Raw genomic sequence first — 17,781 nt, 5'->3', positions numbered from 1 at the left:
TCTTATCGGATCGAGTAAAGTACCTTTCTAGCTCCTATTCTTTCTCGGTTGGTTTCTATTCTGTTTTTGTAAGAGAATGCTTTTTCAGGTTTTAAAACGGAGAAAAGATCGTAGAGTTCAATCTCAAAAAACAACATTGCTTCGGCAACTTCTTCAGGATTTTTATGCAAAGCTTCTTGAGTGTTTACGACTACGTGTCTAGAGTTGATTAGATCCGGTCCGATGGTTTCGGCGATTTTTCTGAAATTGGATTTAGTGATCGTTCCACCAACGGAAGTTTTTTTTCCTCTTTCTCTGGAAAGATAGACAATGTTTTTAGTAACTCTCATCACTTCTTCATCGTCTGGAATCAACCCCATGGAAGCAGAAAGATCGGAGCGAGCGGCGGTAACCTGATTCAAATCATCAAAAGGACGCGAATCCGCGATTTCCATCAGGTTTTTATAACCTGTGATTGTTTCTAGATTGATGGATTTGGAAATTTTTCCATAACTTACTGGAGTGAGCATACTTTTTAAAGTCTGAATAAAATTTTTGAGAGCGTAAGAGGATTCGATCATAGGAGCGCAGATGCCTTCGATCTCTTCTTTGACGAGCATACGAATATCCGTTCTAGCTTCTGGGCCACCAATTTTTACGGTAACAGGAACCAGATCCTTCGCCACCAGATGTAGAATCCGAATTTCATCCGCATCCATGTCCTCGGTTTCGGTTCCACCTTTCAACCCGCAGATAGGGTATTGATCTACGAGAGAAACTAAAGTTCTTCTGAGTTCTATAAGTTTACGGTCTATCTGTTCTTTCACAATCAAAGTATCGGTGATTTTTGAAAAACCGATAGAATTTTTAACGCAGGATTGACAGGGGAGAGAAGATTCTTTTTGCTTTCCCTATGAAGTTAGAATCCGAGGTCAAAACAAAAGAGTCTGGGCAGGAATCTCCCATCAGTTCTACATTTTCCTTTATTCTGATCGTGATCCTGGTATTCGCCTTTAAATCCTCGGTTTTAGATGCGAATAATATACCGTCTGGATCTATGATTCCCACCTTGAAAATCGGAGATTTTCTATTCGTAAACAAGATGAGATATTCGATTCGAATGCCATTTACGGAGTCGGAACTGATCCGAATCGACGATCCCCAACGAGGAGATATAGTTACTTTTGCGCCTCCGTTTCGTGCCTTAAGTCTTGGAGACAGTCGGGACGGATTTTTTGCAAAACGTTACGTGAAACGAGTGATAGGTCTTCCGGGTGATACGATTCGGATCACTTCTAAATTTTTATCCACAAAAAAAGGAGACGTGAACTATTCCGTAATCGAATACAAAGAAAAAGGATCTGATCGATTCCAAGGTTACGATCCAGTGGAAACAGAAGAGGGAAATGTATTGGGAGATTTGGACAATCTCTATGCCCCTACAAGATCTCTGTTTTTAGAAAAAAAACCGGGTTTTGAACACTACGTCTTAGAAGGTTATGAAGAGGATCGCAAACGACTCGATGGGTATGAATGTAATTTTTCGATCGGATGTGAGATCCCTGAAAATCAGTATATGGTAGTAGGAGACAATCGAGACGATTCTCACGATTCCAGAACCTGGGGATTTGTTAAAAGAGAAGATATACTCGGAAAGGCTTTGGTGATCTATTTTTCCATCAACTGGAAAGATAACGTCTGCGAATATAAAAATGGAAAAGAGCTATCCGAAAAAGGACCTGAATTTGCGGAACGTTATCAGGGAGAGGAACTTGTAAAACATTGTCATCCTTCCGAAATCGGTTTGGTAAGAGAAGAAAGTAAACTTGGTTGGGTGGAACGTACTCTTCGTTATCGAATTTGGAGAATGGAAGTCCGCTGGAATCGGATCGGAAAGATTCTACGTTAGTTGCTATGTCTGAAGAAAATGACGATGATAAAAAAAATGATTCTTCTGGTTTTCAGAAAGAAACTAAACCAAAGCAGAAAGAATTTTCACCTTGGGAGTTTGCAGGTTTAGGAATCGAGTTTGCAGTGATCGTGGTAGGTTCTGTTTATTTAGGAAATTATATAGATACAAAATTTCATTCTTCTCCTTTCGGGCTTTTAGGAGCTTGTCTATTAGGTTTTTCTTACGGAATTTACTACATCATTTACAGAACTACTTTGAAAAAGTAAATAGAGATCGCGATTTATGAAAAAACAAAAAAGCTATCGGTGGACTATAAATCTTTGGGTTTTTGCGAATCTGTATTTTCTTTCTATTACCCCTGTTCTTACTGCCGATACATATTCTTCCTTCGATTATTTGATCGGAGGAGGAGAGGGGAGAATGAAATCGCAATTGGATATGGAGGCCGCCAAAGTCGCTTCGTTTTGACTTCCGGATCTGATCCGATGAGTTCTTATCTCGCGTATAGATATTTATCCAGACCTACAACAAATAATACGTTTAAGATTTTCGAAGAAACATTTGTGTTCGTAAAGATAAATGGAAAACGATCCATTATGTGAAGATGGGGGAAAACCGTAGATGAATTTGAAGAGGATCGCGTTTTGATCGTGAGATGAGGATGCAAACTAAATCAATCTTGAATTGGAAACATACCTTTTTGGAACGCGTCGTTTTGACTGTTATACTCTTGGTTTTTTCGGGAAATTGTTCTTATTCTGAAAGTTTACAGGAGAGCTTGCGGAATTATTTTCTTGTTAAGTCTGCATTACAATTCAATGAACACATCTCCAATAATGAATGGTCCGAGGCGGCTTCGGTTGCTCATTTATATTCTCTTACGATCCTGATTCTTGGAATTGGGAATGCTCCATTGACAGGGTTTAAAAGCGGGAATACATATTCTTCCGCAAGAGAATTTTTTGCCGCAGATCTCATTGCGTATACCGGGATCACAAAGGATTTTGGACTTTTGTTTCTCGGGAATCAAATGATTCCGAACGATGTCACTGATCCCAGGTTGTATTTTAATCTTGCTTGTCTCTATGCGATGCAAAGAGATAAAGAAGAGATGCTCCACAATGTTGCGATCGCCCTTCGTCTAGGACAATCTCCTAAGGATTTCCTAACGGATTCAGATTTTGACGGATTTAAAAAGGATCCAGATTTTATTCGGATTGTTAGTGGACGATCCACTGCGCCATTTTCTAAATAAAATGTAGGAACTACCACAACATCTATGTTTTGCAGTTGGTTTTTGAAAATGTAGGAACTCATACAAATTCCCAATCACGAGAAATTCGGAATGAAACTTAATCTGTGGGAACTCTTACAAATGGAAGAATCAAACTGAAATATAGGATCTCAAACAATTTCAAAACAAAAAACACTTCTCATTCTTTCTTTCTTGAATTCCAATCGCAGCAAATCGAAATAAGAATCCGATGAGTTGGAAGAAGTATCTATTAGGACTTGCGGTTTTGGTTCTCGTTCTGGCTACGGTTTACGAAACCTTTACTCCCGAAAGGAAATTTTTTTCCGGAAGTATTATCGCCTTAAGTTTACTCGTTCCTTTTTATCTCCTAAAGATTCTTGCGATCGTTAAACTTCCCGAAAAAGGTGTGGGAATTCAGATTAGCATAATGGCGCTATCTTTCTTTTGCAACGGAATTGCCCTTTGGACCGCAGTTTCACAGAACGATAGTTCTGATTTTATAATTGGTTTTTTGATTGCCCATTTCAGCCACTTTCTAATAGTTGTATTCGCGAGTTGAACCACCGGAATCGCATAAAAAACAAAAAGAAACCGGAAAACATCCGCCAATTCTGTGATAGGGTCAGTATTAAAATACGATCCTTTGTTGATTCGAAAAAATGTATCTAAACCAGACTTCTTTTATGACGAAAAGATTCATCTTCTCTGTATTATTAGTCCTATTATTGCCATTCCAAATATTTGCATCAGGGGAATCAACTCACGAGGCCTTTGATCTAAATGAAGTGATTGTACATCACCTGATGGACAACGCAGAATTCCCGTTTAACATAGGAGGGGTAAAGGTTTTTGAAGGAGAATCCGATTTTGATTCTTCTAAAGAAACGATCTTTACCGACCACGAAACCGGAAAACGGTTTCACTTTGTGGGCGGTTTTGATATGCACATCACAAAACGGGTCACGATGATGTGGATCGTCGCCTTGCTTCTTTTTCTTATCTTTATTCCCGCAGCTAGAATCATCGCAAGAAATCCACTTCGGGTTCAGTCTCGTTTTGCAAACACAGTAGAAGTATTCGTAAACTTTTTACGCAAAGATATTGTAGATGAAAGTATGCACGGACACGGTCACGGATACTATCATTACATACTGACTTTATTTTTCTTTATCTTATTTTGTAACTTAATGGGACTAGTTCCGTCCGTAGGCGAGTTGATCGCAGTAACTGGAGAAGCAACTGGAATGATTCACTTAGATCATCACAATCCACCTTGGGTTGCTAAGGTTTGGAGTGGAATCACTGTGACCGGAGATATTTCCGTGACAATGACTCTGGCGCTTCTTACTATGTTTCTAATATACGCAGCTGGTTTCATCTATCAAGGACCTAAGTTCATCTGGCATTCCGTTCCCAACGGAGTTCCCTTGTTGTTGTATGTCATTATGTGGCCTTTGGAGTTTATCGTTTCTCCGATGGCGAAAACGTTCGCGCTCACAGTTCGACTTTTAGCCAACATGACCGCAGGGCACGTAATCATACTCGCATTGATGGGATTTATCTTTCAATTTCAATCCTGGGGAATCGTTCCCGTTTCGGTGATCGGTTCCGGGTTGATCTACGTTTTAGAAATCTTTGTGGCTTTCTTACAAGCGTATATTTTCGTACTGCTTACTTCCTTATTCGTAGGATTGAGCATGCATAGGCACTGATTAGAATATTGAATCAACAAGGAGTCAATGGAACCATGGAATTTGGATTAGGATATATTGGTGTAGGAATTGCTGCAGGAGTTGCTATCCTAGGAGCAGCTCTCGGAATCGGAAGAATCGGCGGATCTGCGACGGAAGGAATTTCAAGACAGCCCGAGGCGGGTGGTAAAATTCAAACCGCTATGATCATCGCGGCTGCGTTGATTGAAGGTGCGGCTTTGTTTGCACTTGTAATCGCTTTCCAAGCTGCGGGAACTCTGAACGAAGGATTAAAAGCTACCGTTGCTCACCAAACGAAAGCTTCTGCAGTCGTAACTGAAGAAAAAGGAAAGTAAACCTTGGTACTCTTAGCTGCTAAGGGATTGAGTCTTCTGGATGTGAACCCGGGTCTAGTAGTCTGGACTCTGGTTACTTTTCTAGTTGTAGTCTTAGTTCTCAAAAAGTTTGCCTGGGATGTAATTTTGAAGGCTTTGGACGAAAGAGCAGAAACCGTTCAGAACGACATTAAAAAGGCTTCGGAACTCCGTTTAGAAGCAGAGGCTCTTTTAAAAGATTACGAGGCTAGGTTAAACTCTGCAAAAGACGAAGCAAACGCAATTGTTGCGGAAGCCAAGTCGGATGCTTTGAAACTGAAGAATAAACTTCTCGAAGAAACCAACGGGGAAGTGAAGGCACAGAAAGATCAGGCAGTGAAAGAGATAGAACTCGCTAAAGCAAAGGCGTTGGGACAACTGCAAACTCAAATCGTAGAAATGACGATCATCGTAGCGGGTAAAGTTCTAGAAAAACAGCTCAAAAGCGAAGACTATAAAGCCTTTATTGAAACAGAATTAAATAAACTGGGAAAACTGAGCGCATAAACCAATGAACGATTCCGGCGTTTCCAAAACATACGCTTCCGCACTTTTAGGAGCAGCCAATGCTCCCGAAGAAGTGGAACAAGAGTTAGGCGATTTAGCTCAGCTACTTTTCAAAGACGAAAAAGTAAAAAACTTTTTTCTTTCTCCTACTGTATCTAACGAAGAGAAAGAGAAGGTTCTGATAAAAAATCTCCGAGGAAAAATTTCGGATATAACCTTAAACTTTTTAGGAGTACTTTTGAATCGGGGAAGAATCATTCATCTTCCTGAAATTCAAAAACAATTTACCGTAGAGTTGGATAAGAAAAAGGGAAGGGTGCGCGCTCAAGTAAAAAGTTATCCTTCTTTAGAACCCGCTCAAGCGGCCAAACTCGGATCCATCCTTTCCGAAAAATTCAAATCGGAATTCATTCTGGAAGTTTCAGAAGATAAATCTCTTCTGGGTGGATTTGTCGTACAATTCAATGACTTAAAAATCGAAAAGTCAATCGCTTCCCAGCTGGGGGAAATCAAGAAGTCCATGCTGGAAAAGAAATTACCGGTTGGAGCCATCTATGAAAATTAAAACAGACGAAATTACGTCCGTTCTCAAGCAGGAAATTTTAAATTATAAAAAAGATCTAGGTGTAGAAGAAGTCGGAACGGTCCTCGAGATCGGAGACGGAATCGCCCGTGTATTCGGACTCAAGAACGTGATGTCCGGAGAGATGGTAGAATTCCAAAATGGAATCTTTGGTCAGGCGTTTAACTTAGAAGAAAATTCCGTGGGTGTGGTCGTTTACGGAAACTACCTCGAAATTCAAGAAGGATTCACCGTTAAAAGAACGAATCGAATTCTCGAAGTTCCCGTAGGTCCTGAACTTCTCGGACGCGTAGTAAATCCGTTAGGCGAACCAATCGATGGAAAAGGCCCGATCAACGCAAAACTTACCAGACCTGTGGAATCTCCCGCTCCCGGAATTGCGATGAGACAACCCGTAGGCGAGCCTATGCAAACCGGAATCAAAGCGATAGACGCGATGATCCCGATCGGACGCGGACAAAGAGAGCTAATCATCGGAGATCGAGGAACCGGAAAAACGTCTATTGCACTGGATACGATTTTAAACCAAAAAGGAACCGGAGTGATCTGCGTCTATGTAGCGATCGGTCAAAAAGCTTCTACAGTGGCTTCCACAGTAGAGATGCTTCGTAACAAAGGTGCTCTTGAATATACGATCGTGGTTTCTGCGACCGCCGCGGATCCGGCTCCTCTGCAATATATCTCTCCTTACTCTGGATGTAGTATGGCGGAATATTTTATGTATAATGAAAAGAAAGCGACTCTTGTAGTTTACGATGACCTTTCTAAACAAGCGGTTGCGTATCGTCAGATGTCTCTTCTGCTTCGTCGTCCTCCGGGTCGAGAAGCGTATCCTGGAGACGTGTTCTATCTTCACTCTAGACTTCTTGAAAGAGCGGCTAAACTAGACGATAAATACGGCGCGGGTTCTTTGACTGCGCTTCCAATCATAGAGACTCAAGAAGGTGAGGTTTCCGCTTATATTCCTACGAACGTGATTTCGATCACAGACGGACAAATTTATCTTCAATCCAACTTATTTGCATCTGGGAATCGTCCTGCGGTAGACGTGGGGATTTCGGTTTCTCGGGTTGGATCTGCGGCACAGATCAAAGCGATGAAACAAGTTGCAGGAAAAATGAAATTAGAACTTGCACAGTTCCGAGATCTCGAGGCGTTTGCTCAACTCGGAACCGAACTCGACCCTGCTACACAAGCGCAGTTGGACCGAGGAAATAGAATCGTTCAGATGCTCAAGCAGCCGGTTTCTTCTCCTTATCCTGTCGAAGAACAGGTAGTGGAAATTTTTGCTGTGACCCGCGGATTTATGGATAAGATTCCAGTTGCAAAAGTTCAAGAATACGGAAAATATCTTTTGAATACGATCAAGGAACAATATTCCGAAGTTCTAGATTCGATCCGCAAAGAAAAGAAAATCTCTGACGAAGAAAAACTTGGAGAAGTTCTTTCTAAGATCGCAGAAGAATTTTTAAGAAAGCACTGAGATAGAGGTTCGCTTTGGCAACTCCTAGAGAAATCAAAAAAAGAATCAACTCGGTAAAGAATACTAGAAAGATCACTCGTACGATGGAAATGGTCTCCACGGCCAAATCCAAAAAGATCAGCGATCGGGTGAACGCTTCTCATCCTTTTTCCAATAAGATCAAGGAACTCGTTTCTTCTTTGGCTTCTCTTGGTGGAGTGGTGCACAGTCCTTATTTGAGAAGGCCTGAAAAGATCAAAACCGTGGCTCTTCTGATCATTACCGCGAACCGAGGACTTTGTGGCGGATACAATTCTAACGTAAACCGTATGGCCAAGGTAAAGATCCAAGAATGGAAAAAGGCAGGCGTCAACGTTCGTCTTTTCATCGTTGGTAAAAAGGGGATTTCTTTTTTCAAATTCGCGGGAGAGAAGGCAGAAAAAACCTACACTCATCTAGACGATAAATCTGGTTACAAAGAAGCGGAAGAATTCGCCAATCTGTTTTTGGAATTGTTTGCTAAAGAGGAAGTAGACGTCGTGGAAATTGCGTCTACCGTATATTATTCTTCGGCTTCTCAAAAAACGGAAGTTACGAGGGTACTTCCTTTGGAACCTGCCGGAGAAGAAAGTGTAAGCGATATGATGGTTTACGAACCGAGTCCGGAAAAGGTTCTCGAATCTCTATTACCTCTGGTCGTAAAAACGGCCTTTTTAAAAGCGATTTTAGAAGCGAATTGTTCCGAACAAATCGCAAGAAGAATCGCAATGAAGTCTGCGACCGACGCGGCTTCTGAAATGATCAAACTGCTCACCCGCGGATATAACCGCGTTAGACAGGCAAAAATCACTCAGGAAATTTCCGAGATTGTTGCCGGAGCGGATTCACTGAACTAAGTATTGGAGCGACTTGGATGAATAAAGGTAAAATCAAACAGATCATCGGTTCCGTTTTGGATATCGAATTTGAGAACGGAGAACTTCCAGAAATTTATAACGCATTGGAAATCGAAACGAACGTTTCCGGAAAAAAAGAAACGATCATCGCTGAGGTCCAAACCCATATAGGAGGAAAAGCGGTTCGCGCGATTGCACTTTCTTCCACGGACGGTCTGATCCGAGGACAAGAAGTTTCCAACACAGGAAAACCGATCAGTGTTCCTGTAGGGGACGCGACACTCGGAAGAATTTTCAACGTTTTAGGTAAAACCATTGATGAAGGTCCCGCTATTACTGTAAAAGAAACCCGTCCGATTCACAGAGCCGCTCCTTCTTTCGACGAACTTACTTCTAAAACAGAAGTATTCGAAACCGGAATTAAGGTCATCGATCTCCTCGCTCCTTACATCAAAGGTGGAAAGACAGGACTCTTTGGAGGTGCCGGAGTAGGTAAGACGGTTCTCATTCAGGAATTAATCAACAACATCGCAAAACAACACGGTGGATTTTCCGTATTTGCCGGAGTGGGAGAAAGAACCCGCGAAGGAAACGATCTCTGGAGAGAAATGAAGGAATCTGGAGTAATCGATAAAACTGTACTTTGTTATGGTCAGATGAACGAACCTCCGGGCGCTCGTCTTCGGGTTGCGTTATCCGCTCTTACCATGGCGGAACATTTTCGTGATTCTATTGGAACCGATGTTCTTCTGTTCGTGGATAATATATTCCGTTTTTCGCAAGCTGGTTCGGAAGTTTCTGCTCTTCTCGGAAGAATGCCTTCTGCGGTGGGGTATCAGCCTACACTTTCTACCGAAATGGGTGCGCTTCAAGAAAGGATTACATCTACTAAAAAAGGATCGATCACTTCCGTCCAGGCGATTTACGTTCCTGCAGACGACTTGACCGACCCGGCTCCTGCGAACGCATTTGCTCACTTGGATGCAACTACGGTTCTTTCTCGTGCTATTTCTGATAAAGGGATTTATCCAGCGGTTGACCCGCTTGATTCCACTTCTCGCGTGATGAATGCTCAGGTTCTTGGAGAAGAACACTATTTAGTAGCCCGAGAAGTTCAAAGAATCCTGCAAAGGTATAAAGATTTACAAGATATTATTGCCATTTTGGGAATGGACGAACTTTCCGAAGACGATAAAGTGCTCGTAGCCAGAGCGAGAAAGATCGAAAAGTTTCTTTCTCAGCCTTTTCACGTGGCAGAGGTTTTTACAGGAGCCCCTGGGAAATACGTGAAACTTGCGGATACGGTTCGTTCTTTTAAAGAAGTGATTTCTGGAAATTACGATCACCTTCCAGAGCAAGCTTTTTATATGGTTGGTTCTATAGACGACGCCATCGAAAAGGCAAAAGGTTATAAAGGATAACGCGAATGTCCGCGAATAAACTCAAAGTATCCGTGATTTCCCCTGAAAAGATTCTCTATAAGGGGGAAGTGGATTCTCTGATCGTTCCAGGAAGTGAAGGATTTTTTGGAATCCTTCCGGATCACGCTCCTTTGGTCGCCACTTTGGGAATCGGCATTTTAGAAATCCGAAAAGGAGAAAAGTTAAAGGTATTGTCTATAGAAAGAGGATTTATCGAAGTAAAAGATAATTCCATCAGCATTCTTACGGACCATGGTGCTCTCAAAGAAGATATCGATTTAGAAGTCGAAAAAAAGAATTTAGTAGAAGCGGAAAAACTTCCTCCATCCGATTCTAAAAATCTTTTCCTCCAAAAAACAAAAACTCGAATTTTAGTCGCATCCCGCTAACTTTTAGGGGTGTGAATTTCCGAAAATAGTAGCAAGGATTCCCTTTTCTCCGAATACAATGGAGATCTGGGAATAATTATTTATGAAAACTACAATTCGTGTTTTCGCAGGAATAGTTTTATTTTTAAGCGTAGGTTTTTTATTACGAAAAAACCGGGAACAGATACGAAACAGATTCCAGTCTGAATCTATTTCCGCGTCGATTCGCGGAAATGTTGTTCATCCAGGAGTTTATCGTCTTCATAAAGGAGATACTTTGGATGACTTGGTTCGTCTGGCGGGAGGTTTAAAAAAACCTTCTGTACTGGAACTAAACCTCGATCGGGAAATTTTGGACGGACAGACGATCGAATTGAAAGAATGATGTTATAGGAATATGGCGGAAGATTACGAAATGGTCAAGGACGACAATTCACACGAGGAAGGTCGCAATGTCGGTATGGACGAATTACAATTCGATTCTATACTTTCTTCCGAGCCTGAAAATCTGAGTATAAACCCGGATCCTTTGGAAAGTCTTATAGCTAGCTCAGGGGAGGAATACCCTTCTAGTTTTGAAAACGATTTCGTATTTCATCCTGAAGAAACGACTGGTTCCGTAAATTTTAATTTGGAAGATACTTTGGATTTGGAATTAACAGATCCTCTCGTAGACGCGGAAATAGACAAGTTATTGGATATAAACGACATTCCCGCTATATCAGAAATTTCTAATTTAGAATCCGATGATTCCTTTTTTATTCCTGGAGACTCTGCACCTGACGACGGAATCGATTTTTCCGAATTGGACAATTCTTTAACCGAGGAACCGGATGCGTTCAGTTTTGGATCGGAAGATTTAGAAGAGTTCGAATTGTCAGATCAAAATGAAGTACCTTATCAGGAAAACGATTCTTTAGGTGATGAAGAAGGTCCAATCGCGTTATCCGAAACTGAATTAGGAGAAATTGTTCCTGCTGTCGAAGACGATCTTCCCGACTTTATTTCTACCTCTGTAGATTCTGAAATTGAGGAAGAAAATATAGCTGAATCTATGTTAGGCGCAATTTCCGGAGAAGCGGATGCCTTTTTAGATGAAGAGGACGTTCCGATTGCACTTTCCGGGGATGAACTAGATAATATACTCAATACGTCCACAGCCGCTTCGGATGATGATTTACCTGATTTTATCACTCACGTAGAAAATGAAGATTTTTCTCTTCCGGTTGAACAGGAGTCTAACTTATTGTCTTCGGATGAAATTTCTAGTTCTTCTTTGTTTGGAGATTTTGAAAAAGAGGAAAAAATTTCTCTTCCAGAACACGAATTAGAAGAAATTGTGAGTCCCGTTTTATCGGAGGAAGACTCCCTGTCTTTTGAAGATTTTGAACTTCCTACAAATGATTTTGAAAGCTCAATTACAGAGGAAGACTCCAACGAACCGATTGCACTTTCTGACGAAGAACTTGGTAATTTACTCACAGATGAAAATGAAGAACTTATCACGTCGGAAGAACCAAGTGATTTGGCAGAGTCAATCGATTGGGATTCCCCTACATCAGAACCCTCTGAGATTTCTTTAGAAGAGGAAGACTCTAACGAACCGATTGCACTTTCTGATGAAGAACTTGAATCATATTCTCACAGATGAAAATGAAGAACTTATCACGTCGGAAGAACCAAGTGACTTGGCAGATTTGGATTCTCCTACATCAGAACCCTCTGAGATTTCTTTAGAAGAGGAAGACTCTAATGAACCGATTGCACTTTCTTTAGATGAGTTGGATCATATTCTCACAGATGAAAATGAAGAGCCGGAAGAACAGAAAATTGGATCAAACATACCGGAAGTAGAAACGGAAGAGGATTTAACTGAAATCTTAGGGGAACTTCCGCCGGTTTCGGATTTGGACGCTTTTGATTCGATTGATGAAGATGTTTTGAAAGAAGAGCAAGTTTCTAAAATTGTTCCTACGTTGGAGTCTGTAAAAGACCAAGAAATGGTCATCGTATTGGACGAATACGCGGACGAAGAAGAACCTTCTCCAATTGAAGAGCTGCGTAAAACCCCCGATCAAACGGAAGCTATTGCCGGAAAAGACGTTCCTTCTAAGGACGAAATGAAACGTATCATGACGTATTTGGACGAATTGTTAGGCAATCTGCCGGATGACCTTATTCGAGAATTTTCTCGTTCCGATTATTTCGAACTTTATAAAAAACTAATGAATCAGATCGGTGTATGACCGATGGGATTACTGGAAAGAGTCAGTAAGTTAGTCCGATCGGATTCGTCTGGAATTTCCGCTTCGACGTCTTCTGGAGAAGTAAAAAAGTCGCTGCTCAAAAAATCCGAAACGTTTCAGCGTAAACCGAGCTTTTTACAAAAAGCACTTGGTATGAGAAAGGAACTCGTAGAAGAGGCAGCTATCCCGGTTCCACCTTTTGAAAATGAATTACAGACTTCCTCTGAAAAATCCGATTCTGAGGAATTTTCTATTCCTGAGTTATACGAAATTTCCTTGGATACAAACGAACAAGAAGAGTTTGATACTTCTATTTCCGAAAACTCTATCGAAAAAGATTCAGACTTTGACGAAATTGATTCACAGGAATTATCGCAAGACGAAAATGATATTACTATAGATGACCTTTTTGAAGATGAAACAACGGACCCGGAGTCTACAGATCCAAGAGTCTTAGATTCCGATCAACTTTCGATACAAGACCAGGATAAAAAAGAAACGTTAGACGATATATCGTCTAATGACGATATGACATCCTTGGAAGAGGCTCCTTTCGACGATTGGGTTAAAGAAGCAGAACAGGAGGCACGTCGAACTCTTCCTAAAAAAGATCCGAACGTTTCCGATTCCGAAAAGAACGGATTTTTATTTGACGACGATTCTAATTTTGCTACTTCTCCTATAGATCTTCAGATTGCTTCTCGAAAAAAATTGGAGAATTATATTTCCGTTTTTGAAATTAGTAAGGAGATAGGAATCTCTACAGACTTTGCGAACTTTTTTGAAAATCTGTTGTTTTCTATTATGGGACAAATAGGTTCCGAATCGATTGGGATTTTTTCTTCTAAGAATGGAAATCAAGATTTTTTTCGTTTGGAAGATTACCAAGGTGAGAACTTCAATCAAGAATGGACTATTTCTTCGGAAGAGGAAATCTATCACGCGGTGCATAACGCAGGATCGGTTCTTTATGCCAAGGAACTTTTAAAACTGGCTCTTCCTGCTAAGGAACGAGAGATTATCCAACAATCGGAAGCTGAACTTCTAGTTCCGATTAGAACCACTGAAGAATTTTTTGGAATCATTCTTTTAGGTAAAACGATCAGCGGAGAAGATTATACGATCGAAGATCTTGAATTTTTAAAGATCATCGGGGAAATCGCCGGTTCCGTATATAAAAGAATTTACGATACTGAACTACTTCATCAGGAAAATCAAAATCTAAAAGAAACGGTTCGCTCCAACGAGTTGATCATTTCGCTTGCTAGGGATTTTTCTTCCGTCCGTAGTATGGACGAAGCCTATGATAAATTATTTTCTGCGTTTCGAGAAGAATTAAAAGTTCGTCGCGCTACGTTTATGATTTTGGAAAACAAAAACGAATTCCGAGTATTCGCTTCCAATTTACTCACTCCGGAACACGTAGGAAGTTTTAGACTCCCTTTGGAAAGTTCGATCGTAGGAATTGTCTCTAACATTCCAGGTGTGTTTAGAATCGAAAATTTTAGAAAACATCCCGAGCTTGTACAGAAATTATCCAATGACGAACTTGGACTTATGACTGATTTTATAGTGATCCCTTTGATCAATCTACATTGGCTTGTTGGAATGTGGATCGTTCATGAAACTGAAGTTCCTTGGACTGATTCCGATCGAGAAACTGCCGTCGGAATTTCAGAAGTTCTTGCGCCCGTTTTTTCTAATTTATTGCTCGTTCAAGAAAGGGATTCGGTATTTAAAGATCCGTTCAGTCCGGTTGAGGAAAAAATAGAAGAGATGATTTTGAAATCGACCAGACTAGGAAATTGTTTTAGTCTAACTATATTCAAAATTCAGAATGTATCTAGAATGGTGAAATTAAAAGGTTCCGGATTTTTTGTAAATTACAGTGAGGAACTTAGAAAGGCCATCCAAGATAATTTATCTGAAGTGGATTTTCATTATCGGATCGGACAGGGAAAATACGCGATGATTGTGGATGGAAAGGATCGGGAAGAAACACAAGTTCTCATTCGTAAAATTAAAAATCGTCTTGTTGAAGTGGATCGTAGGTCCAAGGATTTTCAGACCTCCGTTGTGCAACATACTCTTTGTTATCCTGCGGATACAAAAGAAAAAGAAAGAATTTTAGAATTACTCGAAGAGTCTTAGATCGATAGAGAATGTTATTCAATTCTCTGAATTTTCTCCTTTTTTTTATAGGTTTTTGTCTGATCTATTTTCGCCTCGGTTTGAAGGGGCAGAACCGTCTTTTATTTTGTGGAGGTTTGTTTTTTTACGGTTATTGGAAACCGGAGATGGTTTTACTTTTGCTCTTTTGTATTTCCTTGAATTTTGCAGGGGGAATTTGGCTTGGTAAAACGTCTGCTGAAATTCGTGGAAAACGGATCTTTGTTTTTTTAATTGTTTTGAATCTTGGAATTCTAATCTTTTTTAAGTATATTCTATTTTTCTTAAGTATTTGGAATGATTCTTTAGGAGTTTTGTTTCCATCTTCAATTCTTCCCGTTCCAGAAATTTTATTACCGATAGGAATTTCCTTTTATACGTTTCACAATATCAGTTATCTATCGGATATTCGATCCAAAAAAATAATTCCTTGTTCCAATTTTATTCGTTTTGGAGTTTATGATTTATTCTTTCCGTTGTTGTTAGCCGGACCTATTGAAAGACCGGATTCCTTATTGCCTCAGATTGAAAAGGAACGAGTAGTAGATCAAAACGGTTTTGTTTCCGGAGCAATTCTATTTTTTTGGGGAATATTCAAAAAGGTGTTTATAGGAGATCATCTTTTGTTTTTTACAAATAAGGTGATGGAACCTGGAATGTCTCTTCCTTCCGGTATGACATTTTGGATCGCCTTCTCTTTTGCGTTTCAGGTTTACGCTGATTTTAGTGGATACACGGATGGCGCGCGCGGGCTTGCAAAGATGTTAGGTTTTAGGCTTTCGTTGAACTTCAATTTTCCTTTTATCTCGTCCAATCCTTCCGAGTTTTGGAAACGATGGCATATTTCTCTTTCTACTTGGTTAAGGGACTATCTTTATATTCCGTTAGGTGGAAATAGAATTTCTTTGTTTCGTCAAAACGTAAATTTGATGATCGTCTGGATTTTAGGAGGGCTTTGGCACGGAGCCACATACGGATATTTGATATGGGGATTTTATTGTGGTCTGCAAGTTGTATTCTATAATCTGATTCGAAAATACTTTTTAGATTTAGTTGATAATAATATTAAAATTTTAAAATATTCTATAAAACTAATCGGAATTTTTTTGACGTTTTGGATGTTTGCCTTTGGGTTGCTTTTATTTCAGGTGCATTCTCCGGGTGAACTTTGGGGTTTGGTGGAAAATACATTTGGAGGATTTTACTGGAATTCCGTGTTTGCAGCTAAATTGTTTTTTCTTTTATTTCCTTTGTTTTGTGTGGAATTTTGGATGATCGTTTGGGGAGGGACCGATTTATTTTTAGAGAAAATAGTTGTAAAACAATCTAGTTGGATTTTGTTTTCTTTTGGGATTGGTGTTTTATTTTGTCTTTTTGGAATTTTTGAAAAAAAGGAATTCTTTTATTTTCAGTTTTAAGATGATTCCAAAATTTTTTAAAAAAAATATGACCTTGTCGAGTTGTTGAAAAGTTAATTTTCTTTTATTTTTATCCGTTAAAATGAACGAATAATTTCGTTTTGTTAATGTTAGATATGAAATTTTAAACGATTATATTATAAAAAAATAATATTTTTAGTAACGTAAGATTTAAAGGTTTTACTTTGAAAAAAATAAATGTTATATCTGGTTTTTATTTGAATTTTGTAAGAAATAAAATTTTTGGATGGATCATTTGTTTTCTACTGATCATAATCTTTCAATTTATCTTATTTCCATATCTACTATTTCTTCAGGAAAAAAATTCTTTTTTATACGATCGATTATCTCATTTAAATTCTTTTTTATATACTAAATCCGATTTAAACCGGGAAGCGCCAATTGTATTTCTAGGAGATAGTCAGATACTTTCCGGGATTCATCCGCAAGAATTAGAAATAAAAATCGGTCGTCCCATTTGGTTTTTGCCCAGACCATCCGAACAACCGGAAGGAATGTTGTTACGGTGGAAAGAATATGAACGAAAGATAAAAACCAAACCTTATTTAGTGATCGTAAACGGTTCCGTTTTTTCGGTTGCGGATATGGACGTGGCGAGTGCTCACAGAAGTCTAGAATTGAACTATGATTCTTTTCATTCTGAGATTTTTATAAAAAAGATTTTTAGAAATTTTTATCTGAAGAATGTTTCTTCGGGACTTTATTATCTTTTAGGAAGGATATTTCCTTTTTTGCGTTTGAATGCGTCCGTTTCTACAACACTGAAGATTATAGGAGAAGGAGACGAATTTAGTTATTCTGAAAAAAAAATTGATAGCCTTCTCTCCGGAAATCCAATTGAAAAATGGAGATTTAATTTAAATAAAAATAAATTTATAGAAATAGAATATTCAAAAAATAAAGGATACTTGGATTGGGGAAAAGAGTTGCCCTACGACGGTGTATGTGTTCCAAATGAAAATCCGATTCCTCTTCCTCCAAACGCAGAAGCTGCTTTACATAAAACAAGAGTCTCTTCTTTAAACGCTTGGGAAGAATTATTTTCTTATCTGAAGTCTCAAAATATTCCGATTTTGGCCATTTCTATTCCGTTTCGCCCCGATTTTGAAAAGGAAATTTCGACGCTTATTCTGATGTCTCTTTGGGAATCGATTCTTATGAAAGAAAAAATTTCCTATTGGAAGGTTGAACGTTCTTTGTTTGAGCAGAGTGATTTTGGTGATTATACTCACTTGAATACTTGTGGAATGAAGAAGTTCGTCCCAAAGTTAGCGGAAAAAATTTTTAATCTTAATTGATGGTTAACGATCTCTATAAAACTGAATACAGTTTATGTTGATCATACTGTTTTCGTACAAAATATTAGTATTTTATTATGTATATCTGAATAGTGGTTCTTGCAAAATTATAAAAATTTATAATTCCCTTTTACTTTTTTTCGAAGGAAGTTCAAGTTCCATTCTTTCCAATTTACATCAG

The 17,781-nt window shown here is 39.3% G+C and carries 18 protein-coding genes and 1 pseudogene; 18 read left to right on the top strand and 1 reads right to left on the bottom strand.

What is annotated here, in order from left to right; genetic code table 11:
- Positions 1-2: 2 nt before the first annotated feature.
- Positions 3-806 carry an aldolase/citrate lyase family protein gene (locus tag LEP1GSC049_RS214445; RefSeq protein ID WP_004750359.1) on the bottom strand — a complete coding sequence of 268 codons (804 nt, stop codon included), beginning with the start codon at positions 804-806 and terminating at the stop codon, positions 3-5.
- A gap of 86 nt (positions 807-892) precedes the next feature.
- On the opposite strand from LEP1GSC049_RS214445, the gene lepB reads away from it, so the two are divergent.
- The 18 genes and pseudogenes from lepB (at position 893) to LEP1GSC049_RS214540 (ending at position 17,600) form a co-directional block, all read left to right on the top strand.
- Positions 893-1,888, top strand: coding sequence for a signal peptidase I (gene lepB, locus LEP1GSC049_RS214450; protein WP_004750439.1), 996 nt, complete (start codon positions 893-895; stop codon positions 1,886-1,888).
- A gap of 5 nt (positions 1,889-1,893) precedes the next feature.
- Positions 1,894-2,157 (top strand): AtpZ/AtpI family protein, encoded by a 264-nt coding sequence (locus tag LEP1GSC049_RS214455; protein ID WP_004750768.1) that lies wholly within the window; start codon positions 1,894-1,896, stop codon positions 2,155-2,157.
- Between the two features lie 16 nt (positions 2,158-2,173).
- On the top strand, positions 2,174-2,359 hold the full coding sequence (locus LEP1GSC049_RS214460; RefSeq protein WP_004759098.1) for a hypothetical protein: 186 nt from the start codon (positions 2,174-2,176) through the stop codon (positions 2,357-2,359).
- A gap of 193 nt (positions 2,360-2,552) precedes the next feature.
- Positions 2,553-3,146 (top strand): TPR end-of-group domain-containing protein, encoded by a 594-nt coding sequence (locus LEP1GSC049_RS214465; protein WP_016748837.1) that lies wholly within the window; start codon positions 2,553-2,555, stop codon positions 3,144-3,146.
- Positions 3,147-3,375: 229 nt separating this feature from the next.
- Positions 3,376-3,705, top strand: a complete 330-nt coding sequence (locus tag LEP1GSC049_RS214470) for a hypothetical protein (protein ID WP_004759039.1) — start codon at positions 3,376-3,378, stop codon at positions 3,703-3,705.
- 100 nt (positions 3,706-3,805) lie between these two features.
- On the top strand, positions 3,806-4,858 hold the full coding sequence (atpB, locus tag LEP1GSC049_RS214475) for a F0F1 ATP synthase subunit A (protein ID WP_025175832.1): 1,053 nt from the start codon (positions 3,806-3,808) through the stop codon (positions 4,856-4,858).
- A gap of 35 nt (positions 4,859-4,893) precedes the next feature.
- Complete coding sequence (locus LEP1GSC049_RS214480; RefSeq protein ID WP_000394249.1) at positions 4,894-5,193, top strand: ATP synthase F0 subunit C; 300 nt, start codon at positions 4,894-4,896, stop codon at positions 5,191-5,193.
- A 3-nt stretch (positions 5,194-5,196) separates the two neighbouring features.
- Entirely contained in the window at positions 5,197-5,718 is a 522-nt protein-coding gene (locus LEP1GSC049_RS214485) for a F0F1 ATP synthase subunit B (RefSeq protein ID WP_004750335.1), read from the top strand.
- Positions 5,719-5,722: 4 nt separating this feature from the next.
- On the top strand, positions 5,723-6,283 hold the full coding sequence (gene atpH / locus LEP1GSC049_RS214490) for an ATP synthase F1 subunit delta (protein ID WP_004750633.1): 561 nt from the start codon (positions 5,723-5,725) through the stop codon (positions 6,281-6,283).
- On the top strand, positions 6,273-7,784 hold the full coding sequence (gene atpA / locus LEP1GSC049_RS214495; protein ID WP_004750531.1) for a F0F1 ATP synthase subunit alpha: 1,512 nt from the start codon (positions 6,273-6,275) through the stop codon (positions 7,782-7,784). Before atpH ends, atpA begins: the two co-directional genes overlap by 11 nt.
- Before the next feature lie 14 nt (positions 7,785-7,798).
- On the top strand, positions 7,799-8,659 hold the full coding sequence (gene atpG, locus LEP1GSC049_RS214500) for an ATP synthase F1 subunit gamma (protein ID WP_016748836.1): 861 nt from the start codon (positions 7,799-7,801) through the stop codon (positions 8,657-8,659).
- A gap of 17 nt (positions 8,660-8,676) precedes the next feature.
- Entirely contained in the window at positions 8,677-10,080 is a 1,404-nt protein-coding gene (atpD, locus tag LEP1GSC049_RS214505; protein WP_001032431.1) for a F0F1 ATP synthase subunit beta, read from the top strand.
- A gap of 5 nt (positions 10,081-10,085) precedes the next feature.
- A complete protein-coding gene (atpC, locus tag LEP1GSC049_RS214510) occupies positions 10,086-10,469 on the top strand; it encodes an ATP synthase F1 subunit epsilon (protein WP_002106944.1) in 384 nt (127 codons plus the stop codon).
- An 82-nt stretch (positions 10,470-10,551) separates the two neighbouring features.
- On the top strand, positions 10,552-10,833 hold the full coding sequence (locus tag LEP1GSC049_RS214515; RefSeq protein ID WP_002106945.1) for an SLBB domain-containing protein: 282 nt from the start codon (positions 10,552-10,554) through the stop codon (positions 10,831-10,833).
- Between the two features lie 12 nt (positions 10,834-10,845).
- A pseudogene (locus LEP1GSC049_RS214520) lies at positions 10,846-12,694 on the top strand (hypothetical protein).
- 3 nt (positions 12,695-12,697) lie between these two features.
- Positions 12,698-14,845, top strand: a complete 2,148-nt coding sequence (locus LEP1GSC049_RS214530; RefSeq protein ID WP_016560780.1) for a GAF domain-containing protein — start codon at positions 12,698-12,700, stop codon at positions 14,843-14,845.
- Positions 14,846-14,856: 11 nt separating this feature from the next.
- Positions 14,857-16,281 (top strand): MBOAT family O-acyltransferase, encoded by a 1,425-nt coding sequence (locus LEP1GSC049_RS214535; RefSeq protein ID WP_016560793.1) that lies wholly within the window; start codon positions 14,857-14,859, stop codon positions 16,279-16,281.
- Positions 16,282-16,466: 185 nt separating this feature from the next.
- On the top strand, positions 16,467-17,600 hold the full coding sequence (locus tag LEP1GSC049_RS214540; protein ID WP_016560818.1) for a hypothetical protein: 1,134 nt from the start codon (positions 16,467-16,469) through the stop codon (positions 17,598-17,600).
- Positions 17,601-17,781: the final 181 nt, after the last annotated feature.

It is taken from the genome of Leptospira kirschneri serovar Cynopteri str. 3522 CT (genome assembly GCF_000243695.2).
GTDB classification, from domain to species: domain Bacteria; phylum Spirochaetota; class Leptospiria; order Leptospirales; family Leptospiraceae; genus Leptospira; species Leptospira kirschneri.
The sequence above is the reverse complement of the archived record's forward strand: the minus strand, read 5'-3'. Positions and strand labels throughout refer to the sequence as shown.

Bases quoted from the DNA above. Each gene is read 5' to 3' on its own strand.
- LEP1GSC049_RS214480 (WP_000394249.1), top strand. From the start codon at position 4,894: ATGGAATTTGGATTAGGATATATTGGTGTAGGAATTGCTGCAGGAGTT.
- atpA (WP_004750531.1), top strand. From the start codon at position 6,273: ATGAAAATTAAAACAGACGAAATTACGTCCGTTCTCAAGCAGGAAATT.
- LEP1GSC049_RS214515 (WP_002106945.1), top strand. From the start codon at position 10,552: ATGAAAACTACAATTCGTGTTTTCGCAGGAATAGTTTTATTTTTAAGC.
- LEP1GSC049_RS214535 (WP_016560793.1), top strand. From the start codon at position 14,857: ATGTTATTCAATTCTCTGAATTTTCTCCTTTTTTTTATAGGTTTTTGT.
- atpC (WP_002106944.1), top strand. From the start codon at position 10,086: ATGTCCGCGAATAAACTCAAAGTATCCGTGATTTCCCCTGAAAAGATT.
- LEP1GSC049_RS214455 (WP_004750768.1), top strand. From the start codon at position 1,894: ATGTCTGAAGAAAATGACGATGATAAAAAAAATGATTCTTCTGGTTTT.
- LEP1GSC049_RS214465 (WP_016748837.1), top strand. From the start codon at position 2,553: ATGCAAACTAAATCAATCTTGAATTGGAAACATACCTTTTTGGAACGC.
- atpB (WP_025175832.1), top strand. From the start codon at position 3,806: ATGTATCTAAACCAGACTTCTTTTATGACGAAAAGATTCATCTTCTCT.
- lepB (WP_004750439.1), top strand. From the start codon at position 893: ATGAAGTTAGAATCCGAGGTCAAAACAAAAGAGTCTGGGCAGGAATCT.
- LEP1GSC049_RS214460 (WP_004759098.1), top strand. From the start codon at position 2,174: ATGAAAAAACAAAAAAGCTATCGGTGGACTATAAATCTTTGGGTTTTT.
- LEP1GSC049_RS214470 (WP_004759039.1), top strand. From the start codon at position 3,376: ATGAGTTGGAAGAAGTATCTATTAGGACTTGCGGTTTTGGTTCTCGTT.
- atpH (WP_004750633.1), top strand. From the start codon at position 5,723: ATGAACGATTCCGGCGTTTCCAAAACATACGCTTCCGCACTTTTAGGA.
- atpD (WP_001032431.1), top strand. From the start codon at position 8,677: ATGAATAAAGGTAAAATCAAACAGATCATCGGTTCCGTTTTGGATATC.
- LEP1GSC049_RS214530 (WP_016560780.1), top strand. From the start codon at position 12,698: ATGGGATTACTGGAAAGAGTCAGTAAGTTAGTCCGATCGGATTCGTCT.